Annotated in this window: 9 protein-coding genes, 14 tRNA genes and 3 rRNA genes; 25 read left to right on the plus strand and 1 reads right to left on the minus strand. The window is 45.1% G+C overall.

The features are described 5' to 3' along the window. Positions 1-43 precede the first annotated feature (43 nt). A complete protein-coding gene (locus tag AC0VYV_RS01445) occupies positions 44-2,212 on the plus strand; it encodes a Tex family protein (protein ID WP_475367439.1) in 2,169 nt (722 codons plus the stop codon). A gap of 9 nt (positions 2,213-2,221) precedes the next feature. On the opposite strand, the gene cmpA is transcribed toward AC0VYV_RS01445, so the two are convergent. After that, complete coding sequence (gene cmpA, locus AC0VYV_RS01450; RefSeq protein WP_194222491.1) at positions 2,222-2,335, minus strand: cortex morphogenetic protein CmpA; 114 nt, start codon at positions 2,333-2,335, stop codon at positions 2,222-2,224. Between the two features lie 101 nt (positions 2,336-2,436). On the opposite strand from cmpA, the gene AC0VYV_RS01455 reads away from it, so the two are divergent. The 24 genes from AC0VYV_RS01455 (at position 2,437) to tsaD (ending at position 15,512) form a co-directional block, all read left to right on the plus strand. Next, entirely contained in the window at positions 2,437-2,889 is a 453-nt protein-coding gene (locus AC0VYV_RS01455; protein ID WP_430241906.1) for a SprT family protein, read from the plus strand. Positions 2,890-3,066: 177 nt separating this feature from the next. Further along, positions 3,067-3,141 (plus strand) — tRNA-Asn (locus AC0VYV_RS01460). A gap of 3 nt (positions 3,142-3,144) precedes the next feature. Next, a tRNA-Ser gene (locus tag AC0VYV_RS01465) sits at positions 3,145-3,235 on the plus strand. A 7-nt stretch (positions 3,236-3,242) separates the two neighbouring features. Further along, positions 3,243-3,317, plus strand: a tRNA-Glu gene (locus tag AC0VYV_RS01470). A 53-nt stretch (positions 3,318-3,370) separates the two neighbouring features. After that, a tRNA-Asp gene (locus AC0VYV_RS01475) sits at positions 3,371-3,446 on the plus strand. A 35-nt stretch (positions 3,447-3,481) separates the two neighbouring features. Next, positions 3,482-3,556, plus strand: a tRNA-Gln gene (locus AC0VYV_RS01480). A 4-nt stretch (positions 3,557-3,560) separates the two neighbouring features. Next, positions 3,561-3,636 (plus strand) — tRNA-Lys (locus AC0VYV_RS01485). A gap of 6 nt (positions 3,637-3,642) precedes the next feature. Beyond that, positions 3,643-3,727, plus strand: a tRNA-Leu gene (locus AC0VYV_RS01490). A gap of 39 nt (positions 3,728-3,766) precedes the next feature. Next, positions 3,767-3,852: transfer RNA gene (locus tag AC0VYV_RS01495), tRNA-Leu, on the plus strand. A 10-nt stretch (positions 3,853-3,862) separates the two neighbouring features. Next, positions 3,863-3,939: transfer RNA gene (locus AC0VYV_RS01500), tRNA-Arg, on the plus strand. A gap of 23 nt (positions 3,940-3,962) precedes the next feature. After that, a tRNA-Pro gene (locus AC0VYV_RS01505) sits at positions 3,963-4,039 on the plus strand. A gap of 8 nt (positions 4,040-4,047) precedes the next feature. Beyond that, positions 4,048-4,121: transfer RNA gene (locus AC0VYV_RS01510), tRNA-Gly, on the plus strand. A gap of 8 nt (positions 4,122-4,129) precedes the next feature. Further along, a tRNA-Ile gene (locus AC0VYV_RS01515) sits at positions 4,130-4,206 on the plus strand. Positions 4,207-4,375: 169 nt separating this feature from the next. Beyond that, positions 4,376-5,927 (plus strand): 16S ribosomal RNA (locus tag AC0VYV_RS01520). A gap of 237 nt (positions 5,928-6,164) precedes the next feature. Beyond that, positions 6,165-9,094 (plus strand): 23S ribosomal RNA (locus AC0VYV_RS01525). Between the two features lie 233 nt (positions 9,095-9,327). Then, positions 9,328-9,444, plus strand: a 5S ribosomal RNA gene (gene rrf / locus AC0VYV_RS01530). Together the 16S, 23S and 5S rRNA genes with 12 tRNA genes alongside form the textbook arrangement of a ribosomal RNA operon. Before the next feature lie 604 nt (positions 9,445-10,048). Beyond that, positions 10,049-11,188, plus strand: coding sequence for a trans-sulfuration enzyme family protein (locus tag AC0VYV_RS01535; protein WP_430243525.1), 1,140 nt, complete (start codon positions 10,049-10,051; stop codon positions 11,186-11,188). A gap of 240 nt (positions 11,189-11,428) precedes the next feature. Further along, positions 11,429-11,505 (plus strand) — tRNA-Met (locus AC0VYV_RS01540). A gap of 129 nt (positions 11,506-11,634) precedes the next feature. Then, positions 11,635-11,710 (plus strand) — tRNA-Asp (locus AC0VYV_RS01545). Between the two features lie 184 nt (positions 11,711-11,894). Then, the gene (thiL, locus tag AC0VYV_RS01550; RefSeq protein ID WP_430243526.1) at positions 11,895-12,881 is read left to right on the plus strand and encodes a thiamine-phosphate kinase; all 987 of its coding nucleotides are present in this window, start codon (positions 11,895-11,897) and stop codon (positions 12,879-12,881) included. A gap of 9 nt (positions 12,882-12,890) precedes the next feature. After that, positions 12,891-13,361, plus strand: coding sequence for a tRNA (adenosine(37)-N6)-threonylcarbamoyltransferase complex ATPase subunit type 1 TsaE (gene tsaE, locus AC0VYV_RS01555; protein ID WP_430243528.1), 471 nt, complete (start codon positions 12,891-12,893; stop codon positions 13,359-13,361). Next, a complete protein-coding gene (gene tsaB / locus AC0VYV_RS01560) occupies positions 13,342-14,037 on the plus strand; it encodes a tRNA (adenosine(37)-N6)-threonylcarbamoyltransferase complex dimerization subunit type 1 TsaB (RefSeq protein WP_430243530.1) in 696 nt (231 codons plus the stop codon). Before tsaE ends, tsaB begins: the two co-directional genes overlap by 20 nt. A 10-nt stretch (positions 14,038-14,047) precedes the next feature. Beyond that, on the plus strand, positions 14,048-14,506 hold the full coding sequence (gene rimI, locus AC0VYV_RS01565) for a ribosomal protein S18-alanine N-acetyltransferase (RefSeq protein ID WP_475373199.1): 459 nt from the start codon (positions 14,048-14,050) through the stop codon (positions 14,504-14,506). Further along, complete coding sequence (tsaD, locus tag AC0VYV_RS01570) at positions 14,496-15,512, plus strand: tRNA (adenosine(37)-N6)-threonylcarbamoyltransferase complex transferase subunit TsaD (RefSeq protein ID WP_430243532.1); 1,017 nt, start codon at positions 14,496-14,498, stop codon at positions 15,510-15,512. Before rimI ends, tsaD begins: the two co-directional genes overlap by 11 nt. The last annotated feature ends 287 nt before the right edge of the window (positions 15,513-15,799 follow it).

Genomic DNA, 15,799 nt, shown 5'->3' on the forward strand with positions numbered 1-15,799 from the left:
AATAGTATTATCGAATGAGTCCCGAGGAGGAATTATTTTGGAAATGACAGCAGATAAAAAGCAAGCGGAACATTTTCATAAGGTAGCGCAGAAATTGCAGCTTGCTGAACGAAGTGTACGAGAAGTAATCACACTTTTAAATGATGGTAACACGGTTCCGTTTATTGCGCGTTACCGTAAGGAGTTAACAGGTGGGCTTGATGAAGTTCAATTGAGGGATATTCAGGAAGCTTGGCTTTATCTTCAAAATCTCGCCAATCGAAAAGAAGAGGTTATTCGTCTCATACGGGAGCAAGACAAACTAACAGATGAATTAAAGAAGCAACTAGAGAAGGCTACTAAGCTTCAAGAAGTAGAAGATCTATATCGACCTTATAAACAAAAGAAACGAACGAAGGCTACAATTGCAAAAGAGAAGGGATTGGAGCCTCTTGCTCTTTGGATTCTAAATGATGGAACTGGAGAAGCCTCCGAAGCGGCTGTAGAATACATATCAAAAGAAAACGAAGTTCCTACAGTGGAAGATGCCATCCAAGGAGCGCAGGATATTATTGCTGAATGGATATCAGATGATGCGGACGCACGTAAGTGGATTCGTGCAAAAACATTTCAACATGGTATTCTTCAAACCGCTGTGAAATCTGAAGAAGAAGATCCTAAAAAGATATTTGAAATGTACTATTCCTACCAGGAAGGTATTTCAAAAATCGTTCCACATCGGGTTCTGGCGATTAATAGAGGTGAGAAGGAAAAAGTTTTACGTACATCAGTCACCCCACCTACTGATTCAATCCATGATTATTTAAATAGGAAAATAATAAAAAATCAGCAGCAAAGTTGCGTCACTCTATTAGAGGAAGCCATTATTGACAGTTACAAACGTCTTATTCAACCTTCTGTAGAAAGAGAAATACGTAAAGAATTAACTGAGCGAGCTGAGGACCAAGCCATTCATATTTTCTCAGAAAACCTAAAACATCTTTTGCTACAACCCCCTTTAAAAGGAAAGAGAGTACTTGGGGTAGATCCTGCCTTTCGAACTGGGTGTAAACTAGCTGTTGTTGATGATACCGGTAAAATGCTTAATGTGTCTGTTATCTATCCAACACCGCCACGCTCAGAAGTCGAGAAAGCGAAAGCTATAGTGATACAAATGATAAAAGACTACGATATTGAGATGGTTGCTATAGGGAACGGGACGGCATCACGTGAAACCGAACAGTTTATTGCAGATGTGATAAAAGAAGTGGAAGTAAAAGTGGTCTATTTAATTGTTAATGAAGCAGGAGCGAGTGTTTACTCTGCATCAGACCTTGCAAGAGAAGAGTTTCCTGATCTACAGGTGGAGGAACGTTCGGCGGTTTCCATTGCGCGTAGAGTTCAAGACCCACTTGCTGAGCTAGTTAAAATTGATCCTAAATCAGTAGGAGTGGGACAATATCAGCACGATGTGTCTCAGAAAAAGCTGAATGATCAATTAACCTTTGTTGTGGAAACCGCTGTTAACCAGGTTGGCGTTAATGTGAATACAGCTTCTGTCTCTCTCCTTCAATATGTAGCTGGTCTTTCTCGAGCAGTTGCGATGAATATCGTTAAAAAACGAGATGAAGAAGGAAAGTTTACAAGTAGGGTGCAGTTAAAGAAAGTGCCAAGGCTTGGTGCTAAAACATATGAGCAGTGTATTGGATTTCTTCGAATAATGGGAGGGAAGCAACCTCTTGATCAAACAGAGATCCACCCTGAAAGTTATCAGGTAACAAAAGCACTTTTAGAACGCATTGATTGTAAGCCGCAGGATATTGGGACTGAAAAACTAGTGCAATCTTTGTCTGCAATTCCGATGAAGGAAACTGCAGAGGCTTTAAATATAGGGGAACCCACGTTACAAGATATTGTGGCATCTCTGCAGAAGCCGGGGCGTGACCCCCGAGATGAACTCTCACAGCCTATTTTAAAAACAGATGTTTTGAAAATGGAAGATCTTGAACAGGGTATGGAGTTAGAAGGAACAGTACGAAACGTAGTAGACTTTGGTGCTTTTATTGATATAGGGGTTAAACAAGATGGGCTTGTTCATATCTCGAAATTAACGACTCGCTTTGTGAAAAACCCTATGGAAGTTGTCCATGTAGGGCAAGTTGTTACTGTATGGGTTGATGAAGTTGATTTGAAAAGGGAAAGAATCGCTCTTACTATGCTAAAGCCATCATAAGCACTGCCCTTAGGGGCGGTGTTTTCTTCTGTAAAAAAACCAACATTGATTAAGAAGCTTGATTTGTCGGCGATTTTTCTCAAGGTAAGCTTGTTTCAGTTGTTTCTTAAACCATACAGGCAACTCCATCTCCTCCTTTAATGGATGACACTGCGTGAATGATGATGTAAATTAGTTTATGAAAAGCGGCTTGTATATGTTCGGAAAGTGAAAGGATGAATGAGTTGACTGAGAAAGAACTGCAGCGTTTAGTAGAAGCAATATCCGAGAGGTATTTTGGTATGCCTTTTCTTCATCAAGCTACATTTAATGCTCGTTTAAGAACTACTGGCGGACGTTATTTGTTAAGGTCACATAATCTTGAATTCAATAAAAAGCACTATGATCAATTTGGTGTAACAGAACTTGAAGGGATTATAAAGCATGAACTATGTCATTATCACCTACACATTCAGAAGAAAGGTTATAAACATCAGGACCAGGATTTCAAACAACTTCTTCAAAAAGTGGGGGGATCACGCTACTGCCAGGTAGTACCTGGGCAAAGAAGAGTAGAATCATATAAGTACCTTTACGAGTGTCAACAATGCCATGCTAAGTATAGAAGGAAGAGAAGGATGGACACCTTACGATATGTGTGCGGAAAGTGTAGAGGAAAGTTAAAACAAGTTTATTGAAAGTTATCATTGACGACCTAGATTGTATGTGGTAAATTAATAAAGTCTCTTCGGAGAGCAAGTCCAGATCGAATACATAACGCTTTAAGAAATTTCAAAAAAGCTGTTGACTTTGATTGCCGGATGAGTTATTATATTAAATGTCGCCGATAACGGAGACAACAAATTAAACACTATTCCACAGTAGCTCAGTGGTAGAGCTATCGGCTGTTAACCGATCGGTCGTAGGTTCGAATCCTACCTGTGGAGCCAAACGGAGAAGTACCCAAGTGGCTGAAGGGGCGCCCCTGCTAAGGGTGTAGGTCGCGTGAGCGGCGCGAGGGTTCAAATCCCTCCTTCTCCGCCATTTTTATGGCCCGTTGGTCAAGCGGTTAAGACACCGCCCTTTCACGGCGGTAACACGGGTTCGAATCCCGTACGGGTCACCAACAAATTTTAAAAATAAAATGTTTCAACAACATGATATGTAATCAGTTATAGAGGTCTCGTGGTGTAGCGGTTAACATGCCTGCCTGTCACGCAGGAGATCGCGGGTTCGATTCCCGTCGAGACCGCCATTATTTTCTAAAATGAATCTGATTATATAAATTGTTGGGCTATAGCCAAGCGGTAAGGCAACGGATTTTGATTCCGTCATGCGCTGGTTCGAATCCAGCTAGCCCAGCCATGTTGAGCCATTAGCTCAGTTGGTAGAGCATCTGACTTTTAATCAGAGGGTCGAAGGTTCGAGTCCTTCATGGCTCACCACTTTTTGCGGGTGTGGCGGAATTGGCAGACGCGCTAGACTTAGGATCTAGTGTCTTACGACGTGGGGGTTCAAGTCCCTTCACCCGCACCAATTCTTTTAAAATGCTAAGTTTTCATCAAGTAACGATGTGCGGTTGTGGCGGAATGGCAGACGCGCTAGCTTGAGGGGCTAGTGGGGGAAACCCCGTGGAGGTTCGAGTCCTCTCAACCGCACCAAATATAATATGCGCCCGTAGCTCAATTGGATAGAGCGTCTGACTACGGATCAGAAGGTTAGGGATTCGACTTCTCTCGGGCGCACCATATTTATTTACTTAATAAAATGTCGGGAAGTAGCTCAGCTTGGTAGAGCACTTGGTTTGGGACCAAGGGGTCGCAGGTTCAAATCCTGTCTTCCCGACCATCAATATCGCGGGTGTAGTTTAGTGGTAAAACCTCAGCCTTCCAAGCTGATGTCGTGGGTTCGATCCCCATCACCCGCTCCATTAAAGATGGGCCTGTAGCTCAGCTGGTTAGAGCGCACGCCTGATAAGCGTGAGGTCGGTGGTTCGAGTCCACTCAGGCCCACCATCTTTTGAAAAAAAGTTGTTGACACTGTTCAAGTCATCATGGTATGATGATTTGGTCGCTGAAAACGACATTGAAAGAAACAAATCGATCTTTGAAAACTGAACGAAACGCCATGTAAGTAGTTGTTTCTACGGAAACAAAACATTGTTTTAAAGCTAGATTAAGCTTTCTATCGGAGAGTTTGATCCTGGCTCAGGACGAACGCTGGCGGCGTGCCTAATACATGCAAGTCGAGCGAAGAGATGGGAGCTTGCTCCCTGATCTTAGCGGCGGACGGGTGAGTAACACGTGGGCAACCTGCCCTGCAGACTGGGATAACTCCGGGAAACCGGAGCTAATACCGGGTAATACATCGCACCGCATGGTGCAATGTTGAAAGTTGGCTTTCGAGCTAACACTGCAGGATGGGCCCGCGGCGCATTAGCTAGTTGGTAAGGTAATGGCTTACCAAGGCGACGATGCGTAGCCGACCTGAGAGGGTGATCGGCCACACTGGGACTGAGACACGGCCCAGACTCCTACGGGAGGCAGCAGTAGGGAATCTTCCGCAATGGACGAAAGTCTGACGGAGCAACGCCGCGTGAGTGACGAAGGCCTTCGGGTCGTAAAGCTCTGTTGTTAGGGAAGAACAAGTACCGTTCGAATAGGGCGGTACCTTGACGGTACCTAACCAGAAAGCCACGGCTAACTACGTGCCAGCAGCCGCGGTAATACGTAGGTGGCAAGCGTTGTCCGGAATTATTGGGCGTAAAGCGCGCGCAGGCGGTCTTTTAAGTCTGATGTGAAAGCCCACGGCTCAACCGTGGAGGGTCATTGGAAACTGGAGGACTTGAGTGCAGAAGAGGAGAGTGGAATTCCACGTGTAGCGGTGAAATGCGTAGATATGTGGAGGAACACCAGTGGCGAAGGCGGCTCTCTGGTCTGTAACTGACGCTGAGGCGCGAAAGCGTGGGGAGCAAACAGGATTAGATACCCTGGTAGTCCACGCCGTAAACGATGAGTGCTAGGTGTTGGGGGGTTCCACCCTCAGTGCTGAAGTTAACACATTAAGCACTCCGCCTGGGGAGTACGACCGCAAGGTTGAAACTCAAAGGAATTGACGGGGGCCCGCACAAGCAGTGGAGCATGTGGTTTAATTCGAAGCAACGCGAAGAACCTTACCAGGTCTTGACATCCTCTGACAATCCTGGAGACAGGACGTTCCCCTTCGGGGGACAGAGTGACAGGTGGTGCATGGTTGTCGTCAGCTCGTGTCGTGAGATGTTGGGTTAAGTCCCGCAACGAGCGCAACCCTTGATCTTAGTTGCCAGCATTTAGTTGGGCACTCTAAGGTGACTGCCGGTGACAAACCGGAGGAAGGTGGGGATGACGTCAAATCATCATGCCCCTTATGACCTGGGCTACACACGTGCTACAATGGACGGTACAAAGGGCAGCAACACCGCGAGGTGAAGCGAATCCCATAAAGCCGTTCTCAGTTCGGATTGCAGGCTGCAACTCGCCTGCATGAAGCCGGAATTGCTAGTAATCGCGGATCAGCATGCCGCGGTGAATACGTTCCCGGGCCTTGTACACACCGCCCGTCACACCACGAGAGTTTGTAACACCCGAAGTCGGTGGGGTAACCTTTATGGAGCCAGCCGCCGAAGGTGGGACAAATGATTGGGGTGAAGTCGTAACAAGGTAGCCGTATCGGAAGGTGCGGCTGGATCACCTCCTTTCTATGGAGAATTACGAAGGTAACTTACGTTACCAACCTTACATGAGCGTTTCGTTTAGTTTTGAAAGAATGATTTATTCTTTCAAACCAGGTGAAGTGATGAAGCTTAGGCGGATTCAAACAGTAGCCTTGTTCCTTGAAAACTAGATAGCACAAACAACGACATCCAATAATTATTTTTTATGCAATAACTTAGTAATAACTGATGCGTTATGGCAGCAATGCCTAACAAATCGAAGGTTAAGCTACTAAGGGCGCACGGTGGATGCCTTGGCACTAGAAGCCTAAGAAGGACGGGACGAACACCGATATGCTTCGGGGAGCTGTAAGTACGCTTTGATCCGGAGATTTCCGAATGGGGGAACCCACCATCTTTAATAGGATGGTATCCATTTCTGAATACATAGGGAATGGAAGGCAGACCCGGGGAACTGAAACATCTCATTACCCGGAGGAAGAGAAAGCAAACGCGATTTCCTGAGTAGCGGCGAGCGAAACGGAATCAGCCCAAACCAGAGGGCTTGCCCTCTGGGGTTGTAGGACGTCTCTTTGGAGTTACAAAGGCACGGATAGACGAAGCGACCTGGAAAGGTCCATCAGAGAAGGTAACAATCCTGTAGTCAAAATCCGATGCCCTCCGAGACGGATCCTGAGTACGGCGGGACACGTGAAACCCCGTCGGAATCCGGGAGGACCATCTCCCAAGGCTAAATACTCTCTAGTGACCGATAGTGAACCAGTACCGTGAGGGAAAGGTGAAAAGCACCCCGGAAGGGGAGTGAAAAAGAACCTGAAACCGTGTGCCTACAACTAGTTGGAGCCCGTTAATGGGTGACAGCGTGCCTTTTGTAGAATGAACCGGCGAGTTACGATCCCGTGCAAGGTTAAGCTGAGAAGGCGGAGCCGCAGCGAAAGCGAGTCTGAATAGGGCGAAATAGTACGTGGTCGTAGACCCGAAACCAGGTGATCTACCCATGTCCAGGGTGAAGTTCAGGTAACACTGAATGGAGGCCCGAACCCACGCATGTTGAAAAATGCGGGGATGAGGTGTGGGTAGCGGTGAAATGCCAATCGAACCTGGAGATAGCTGGTTCTCTCCGAAATAGCTTTAGGGCTAGCCTCGCGGCAAGAATCTTGGAGGTAGAGCACTGATTGGACTAGGGGTCCTTACCGGATTACCGAATCCAGTCAAACTCCGAATGCCAACGATTTATCCGCGGGAGTCAGACTGCGAGTGATAAGATCCGTAGTCGAGAGGGAAACAGCCCAGACCACCAGCTAAGGTCCCAAAGTATACGTTAAGTGGAAAAGGATGTGGCGTTGCTTAGACAACCAGGATGTTGGCTTAGAAGCAGCCATCATTTAAAGAGTGCGTAATAGCTCACTGGTCGAGTGACGCTGCGCCGAAAATGTACCGGGGCTAAACGTATCACCGAAGCTGTGGATTGTCTTACGACAATGGTAGGAGAGCGTTCTAAGGGCAGTGAAGTCAGACCGAAAGGACTGGTGGAGCGCTTAGAAGTGAGAATGCCGGTATGAGTAGCGAAAGACAAGTGAGAATCTTGTCCGTCGAAAGCCCAAGGTTTCCTGAGGAAGGCTCGTCCGCTCAGGGTTAGTCGGGACCTAAGCCGAGGCCGAAAGGCGTAGGCGATGGATAACAGGTTGATATTCCTGTACCACCTCCTTTCCGTTTGAACGACGGGGGGACGCAGAAAGATAGGGAGAGCGCGCTGCTGGAAATGCGCGTCCAAGCGATTAGGCTGGTGAATAGGCAAATCCGTTCACCATGAAGGCTGAGTCGTGATGGCGAGGGAAATTTAGTACCGAAGTCCTTGATTCTACGCTGCCAAGAAAAGCCTCTAGTGAGGAAAAAGGTGCCCGTACCGCAAACCGACACAGGTAGGCGAGGAGAGAATCCTAAGACGATCGGGAGAACTCTCGTTAAGGAACTCGGCAAAATGACCCCGTAACTTCGGGAGAAGGGGTGCTTCCTCGGGTTTATAGCCCAGGGGAGCCGCAGTGAAAAGATCCAAGCGACTGTTTAGCAAAAACACAGGTCTCTGCAAAGCCGTAAGGCGAAGTATAGGGGCTGACACCTGCCCGGTGCTGGAAGGTTAAGAGGAGGGGTTATCCCTTACGGGAGAAGCTCTGAATCGAAGCCCCAGTAAACGGCGGCCGTAACTATAACGGTCCTAAGGTAGCGAAATTCCTTGTCGGGTAAGTTCCGACCCGCACGAAAGGTGCAACGACTTGGATACTGTCTCAACGAGAGACCCGGTGAAATTATAGTACCTGTGAAGATGCAGGTTACCCGCGACAGGACGGAAAGACCCCATGGAGCTTTACTGTAGCCTGATATTGGATTTTGGTACAGCTTGTACAGGATAGGTAGGAGCCATAGAAGTCGGACCGCCAGGTTCGATGGAGGCGTCGGTGGGATACTACCCTGGCTGTACTGACATTCTAACCCAGCACCGTGATCCGGTGCGGAGACAGTGTCAGGTGGGCAGTTTGACTGGGGCGGTCGCCTCCTAAAGTGTAACGGAGGCGCCCAAAGGTTCCCTCAGAATGGTTGGAAATCATTCGCAGAGTGTAAAGGCACAAGGGAGCTTGACTGCGAGACCTACAAGTCGAGCAGGGACGAAAGTCGGGCTTAGTGATCCGGTGGTTCCGCATGGAAGGGCCATCGCTCAACGGATAAAAGCTACCCTGGGGATAACAGGCTTATCTCCCCCAAGAGTCCACATCGACGGGGAGGTTTGGCACCTCGATGTCGGCTCATCGCATCCTGGGGCTGAAGTAGGTCCCAAGGGTTGGGCTGTTCGCCCATTAAAGCGGTACGCGAGCTGGGTTCAGAACGTCGTGAGACAGTTCGGTCCCTATCCGTCGCGGGCGCAGGAAATTTGAGAGGAGCTGTCCTTAGTACGAGAGGACCGGGATGGACACACCGCTGGTGTACCAGTTGTTCCGCCAGGAGCATAGCTGGGTAGCTACGTGTGGAAGGGATAAGTGCTGAAAGCATCTAAGCATGAAGCCCCCCTCGAGATGAGATTTCCCACAGCATTAAGCTGGTAAGATCCCTTAGAGATGATGAGGTAGATAGGTTCGGGGTGGAAGCGTGGCAACACGTGGAGCTGACGAATACTAATCGATCGAGGGCTTAACCTAAACGAAAAGCGAAGTAAGCCGTTTAAATCCGACAAGCGTTGGAGGCTTTTGAGTCAGACGCGCTTTATGCGTCAGAATCAAAAGGTGAAACGATCGAGGATTTGGCTTACGTAGCTGGACATATTGGAAAGTTGTGCGTGCTATCTAGTTTTCAGGGAACACCTGAAATAAGGAAGTTCGATTAAGTGCCACCACGTCCTGTGGTGAACACCGAACGGCTAACATCCTGTTAGTCTAGTGATGATGGCGAAGAGGTCACACCCGTTCCCATGCCGAACACGGAAGTTAAGCTCTTCAGCGCCGATGGTAGTTGGGGGATCTCCCCCTGCAAGAGTAGGACGTCGCTGGGCAATTGAAGAAAAGTGAGAGACCAAATGGTTTCTCACTTTTTTGTATTGATAAAGTGAAGAAAACTCGCAAGAGAAAAAAGCTTCATGTGAGACAATCAAAACTTCTTCGAAAGCTACGTAGGGGTGGGAGAAGCAAGAAATTCGAGGAAGCAAGCGATGTCAGACCGGAGTGGATATTCGAGAGATCCATGAGGATCTGGCATCGCGCAGCTGGCGAAGTTCGCCGCTTATCGCACCCCGTATGAGAACACGGAAGTTAAGCTCGAGCGCCGATGGTAGTTGGGGGATCTCCCCTTGCAAGAGTAGGACGTCGCTGGGCACAAGATGAAAGGCGAGAGACCTGAGGGTTTCTCGCTTTTTTTTGTATGGTTTTTACGTTCGCGGAATTAATCTCAAATTCGCGGAATAAATTTGATTTTCGCGGAATTATATAAAATATCGCGAAATAACCGCATGCGAGTAAGCATTTTAATTCTATCCAGCCAGAATGTGGTGCTTAATAAGAATAATTAATTGAAAATTTCGAACCGTATTTCTTGAAATTACTCTCTAGAACACGTACAGTTAATGAAAAAGAATTTTATTTAGAGGAAGGGGAAAATAAATGGATTTTCATTTTGATACAAAAGCAGTACGTTTTCCACGAAAGACGAAAGCAGATACAGTTAGTAAGGTTCAACCGATTTATCAGACCTCTGCCTTTGTTTTTGAAGATCTCGATGATTTGGAATCTTTTTATGAAGGTAAAAAAGACTATTTGTATACGCGTGTTAGCAATCCGAATACAGATGATCTTGGAATGGGTGTAGCAGACCTTGAGGGGGCTCCTAAAGGCATTGCAACTTCTTCAGGTTTATCTGCTATTCTTGCAGGAGTACTTGCTGTTGTTAAGGCTGGCGACCACATTGTGGCTTGTGAAGATCTATACGGAGGTACATACTCTCTTTTTAATGAAGAACTCCCTGACTTCGGCATAGAAGTTTCTTTTGTTGATTTTACTGACAAAGAAAAAATTGAGCATGCCATACGTCCAAATACAAAGTTACTTTATACGGAATCAGTAACAAACCCGCTATTAAGAGTAGAGGATCTAACCCTTCTTAAAGAACTTGGTGAAAAGCATGAACTAATTACAATGATAGATAATACGTTTGCTACTCCGTATCTTCTTCAACCTTATCAAGTTGGAATTGATCTTGTTGTACATAGCGCAACAAAATACATTGGCGGACATAGTGATGTAACAGCAGGCGTACTAGTAGGCAGAGAAGATCTTATGGCTAAAGCAAAAGCCAAAGTGATTAACCTTGGTGCTAACCTTAGTCCATTCGAAGCGTGGCTAGGGTGCCGTGGGTTAAAAACGATGAGTGTACGAATGGAACGGCATGTTAGGAATGCTGCATTTCTTGCAAGCCAACTCAAAGACGTTAAAGGCATAAAGAATGTATATTATCCAGCATATGTAGCTGAAAGAGGATCTGGGGCAATGGTTTCCATTGAATTAGAGGAAGAAACCAATGTGAAATCGTTCTTCAAGTCACTAGGATGGGTGAAGATTATACCGACTCTGGCTGGATTAGATACTACCGTTTCTTATCCCATTGCCACCTCCCACCGAACAGTACCTGAAGATACTAGACAGAAGCTGGGGATCAATAAGCAGCTCGTCCGTATTTCTGTAGGAATTGAAAACGAAAATGATATTGTAGATGCATTCAAAAATGCTGTGGAAAAATCCCTCTAATAGGAGGGATTTTTCTTTTTCTCCTAAAGGTTGCATTCATTACATTTATCTGGTATAGTAGTATTTGTGTCCGAGAGACATATTAAGTTCTTTTATATCGTCGCGGGGTGGAGCAACGAGCGTTACTTCAATGAAACAACATCGAGTTGTTTCGACGGATACGCATCGTAGCATAATCTTGCAGAGGAAGAAACAGTGCACTGCATAAAGAAGCAGGCACAAATTATTTTTTTATATCGTCGCGGGGTGGAGCAGTTCGGTAGCTCGTTGGGCTCATAACCCAAAGGTCGCAGGTTCAAATCCTGCCCCCGCAACCAAAAATTTACCTACGTCGATTAATCTTCCTTGTTAAATTTTTATTGTAGTGAATTTAGGGGCAACCTAAACTGATAACTTGGTATTATTTCTCACAATCGTAAGTGTATATTGTTCAAACATTGCATACTGGTCTCGTGGTGTAGCGGTTAACATGCCTGCCTGTCACGCAGGAGATCGCGGGTTCGATTCCCGTCGAGACCGCCATTTCTAATAGAGCGATAGAATCGCTTTTTTTTTATACTCTAAAATCGTTTTTTTTCTATAAACCTTAGGGAAAATAGAAGTTTTTCTAAACAAACATGTGAATTTGTCGTTAAGTAAGATAAACTGATAGAAAAAGCACCTTAGGATGAAATTCCTAAGGTTTTTTTATAAAATAGAAAGAGAGATGAGTTTGGTGAAAGATGAATTTGCATTTATTCAATCCATTAAGCCAGCTTATACATTTCGTGAAGAATTGATTCAAGGGATTGGAGACGATGCTGCTCTTTATCGTATTGGATCAGACTGGGATGAAATCGCCTGTGCGGATACAATGGTGGAAGGAATCCATTTTAAAAAAAGTACGCTCTCCCCTTTCCAAATTGGCAGAAAAGCGCTCGCCGTCAATATAAGTGATATCGCTGCTATGGGCGGAATTCCGATGTTTTACCTTGTATCGATATCAGTACCTCAGACAGGCTGGTCGTCTAAGCAGCTAAAAGAAATCTATAAAGGTATGAAAGAAATTGCTGATGACTATGAAATAGATATGATTGGCGGAGATACTGTCTCGACGCGAAGCGATCTTCACATTGCAATTACTGTGATTGGTAAAATCGAGAAAGGACGCAAACTTCTGAGAAGTAATGCGCGAGCTGGAGATATTGTCTTTCTTACTGGACCTGTCGGTGGATCAGCTGCTGGACTTTCTTCTTTGCTTGAAGGGGAAGGGAATGAAGCCCCATATGTAAAATATCATCAAGAACCTAGTCCGAGAATAAAGCAAGGACGTATTCTCGCCAAAAGTGGGTACCGGATTTCATTAAATGATGTTAGTGATGGAATTGCAAGTGAGTCCCATGAGTTAGCTGAAGCAAGTGGCGTTTCTATTATACTGAATCAGGATACGATTCCAGCTCCTGAGGGCTTCGATGCTTATTCTTCCTTTCAGCGGTTAGAATGGATGTTAAATGGTGGAGAAGATTATGAACTTATCGGAACAGTTGCTGAGGAGAATTGGGAAAAGGTTGTAGAACTTTTCGAGGCGCACGATGAAGAAATTTATCGGATTGGTTATGTAGAGGATAAGCGGACAAGTGTATGGATGAATTATAAAGATCAAAAATTCAAACTGGACAAGAAGGGTTACAATCACTTCTCGTCTAAGGAATAGGTGATGACCATGAGTGGATATGCTTTCATCATGAAGTCTCCAGATGAAACGATGGAGTTTGGTAGAAAGCTTGCTGAAAAGCTTAAGCCAGGCAGTGTATTAACACTTGAAGGAGATCTAGGTGCTGGCAAGACAACATTTACAAAAGGAATCGGAAAAGGACTAGGGGTTACGAAAGTGGTAAACAGCCCGACTTTTACGATAATAAAAGAATATGAAGGTACGATTCCTCTGTTTCATATGGACGCATATCGTCTAGAAGAGAGTGATGAAGACCTTGGTTTTAGCGAATACTTTGAAGGGGAAGGTGTCACTGTAGTGGAATGGGCAAAATTCATTCAGGACATGCTTCCAAAGGAACTACTCAGAGTTGAAATTTATCATCAAAGAGAATCAGAACGTCGGCTAATATTGAGACCCTTTGGTCCTTTTTATGAGTCGTTATGTAAGGAGTTGCAACATGAGAGTACTAGCCATTGATTCTTCGAATTATTGTATGGGTGTCTCCGTTATGGTGGAGGGCACGATTGTTGGAGAAATCATAACAAATATAAAGAAAAACCACTCGGTTCGGTTGATGCCTGCTATTGAGCAATTGCTAGAAGAAGTTCAATTAAAGCCTATTGACCTTGATCGTATTGTAGTAGCGGAGGGACCAGGTTCTTATACAGGTCTTCGTATTGGTATTAGTATAGCTAAGACGCTTGCGTGGACATTAAACATTCCACTTGTGGGGGTTTCGAGTTTAGAGGTTCTGGGCCAGAACGGCCGTTATTTTACTGGAGCTATCATTCCCTTTTTTGATGCTAGACGAGGACAGGTCTATATGAGCGTATATCGAGCAAATGGAATAGAAGTCGAGAGAGAAACCGACGATCATATCGTCCTATTTGAAGACTGGTTGAAAGAGAATAAAGATCGCTATGAGCGCTTCTTATTTATTAGTGGCGATTTAAATTTACACAAGGAACAAATCGAAGCGATTTTAGGAGAGAAAGCAACTTTTGCACCGAGTAGCAGCTTGAATGCTCGTCCTTCTGATCTTGCAAGATTAGGGTCTTGTAAAGAACCGGTAGAAGATGTCCATCAGTTTACACCAAACTATGTAAGAATGGCTGAAGCTGAAGCGAAATGGCTGGCTTCACAGAAAAAGTAGGGGATTAACGATGAATGAGACGGTATCGTTTCGATCGATGACGATTGAAGATATAGAAGCTGTCATGCGAATTGAGCATGCAACGTTCCCTACGCCTTGGAGCAAATCCGCTTTCTATAATGAAATTGTAATTAACCATTTTGCTACTTATCTATTGCTCGAGGTTGGGGAAGAAATAGCGGGATATTGTGGTGTGTGGGTCATCATCGATGAAGCACATATTACCAACATAGCGCTTCATCCGGACTATAGAGGAATGAAGCTAGGAGAAGCACTACTTAAGAGAGCCATTCATTTTGCTAAATTACGTGGAGCGTTGACCATGACTTTGGAAGTTCGCGTATCTAATAAAGTTGCGCAAAACTTGTATCGGAAATTTGGATTTGAAGAAGGCGGCATTCGCAAAAATTATTACACTGATAATCATGAGGATGCGCTAGTTATGTGGGTGAATTTTAATGGAAAATAAAAATGAATTAATACTCGGTATTGAAACGAGCTGTGATGAAACGGCAGTAGCGATTGTAAGAAATGGGAAAGAAGTTTTGGCCAATGTCGTGGCTTCTCAAATTGAAAGTCATAAACGGTTTGGTGGGGTTGTACCAGAAATTGCTTCAAGACATCATGTAGAGCAGATGACGCTGATTTTAGAAGAAGCATTGGACGAGGCAAACGTTACAATGGACGATATTGATGGGATTGCTGTAACGGAAGGCCCAGGATTAGTGGGGGCACTCTTAATAGGTGTGAATACAGCAAAAGCACTTGCTTTCACTCATCAAAAACCGCTGATCGGTACTCATCATATTGCTGGGCACATATACGCGAATCAGCTTGTAGCAGAGCTAACATATCCACTGCTTGCTCTCGTCGTCTCAGGAGGCCATACAGAGCTTGTTTATATGCCATCTGAAGGTGAGTTTGAGGTAATAGGAGAAACGCGTGATGATGCAGCGGGTGAGGCCTATGATAAAGTAGCAAGAACGCTTCAGCTACCTTATCCAGGCGGACCGCATATTGATCGACTAGCCGCGGAAGGCGAGGAATCCGTCCCTCTTCCTCGTGCCTGGCTTGAAAAAGGTTCTTATGATTTTAGTTTTAGTGGCTTGAAATCCGCGGTTATTAATACTGTTCATAATGCGAAGCAAAGAAACGAAGAGTTAAAGCCTGAGGATCTTGCGGCAAGTTTTCAAGCTTCGGTCGTAGAAGTTCTTGTTACTAAAACTTTACGAGCAGCAAAAGAGTATGGTGTGAAACAGGTTGTACTTGCTGGTGGTGTAGCTGCCAATAGAGGACTCAGAAGTTCTCTAACAGAAGCATTCAATGGCAGTGAGACAGAGCTTGTGATTCCGCCACTTTATTATTGTACTGATAATGCAGCTATGATTGCAGCAGCTGGAACGATAGCTTATCGTAAAGGGAAGAGATCTAGCTTACAACTTAACGCAAATCCGGGATTAGAACTGGGAATCTAATCCCGGTTTTTTTATTTGAAGAAAAACCACCCATTTATCAGAAAGCTAAACAGACGTTCTTTTCATGTTTAAGGTGAGGTGTTTTAATGAGAACAGTTATCCACACGATGGTGGATAATGTGGATATAAGGAGAGGAAAGGGATTCCCTCGCCGTTTCTTGGAAAGTGGTCATTTTGTGGATAATCGGTTATTGACCTGTGGATAATGTTGATAGTTTTTAGGGAATTAGTCATAACAGGTGATTAATTGTGTATAAGTTTGTGGATAGTGTGAATATGTCGGAAAA

It is taken from the genome of Anaerobacillus sp. QJM3NY_17 (genome assembly GCF_056173665.1).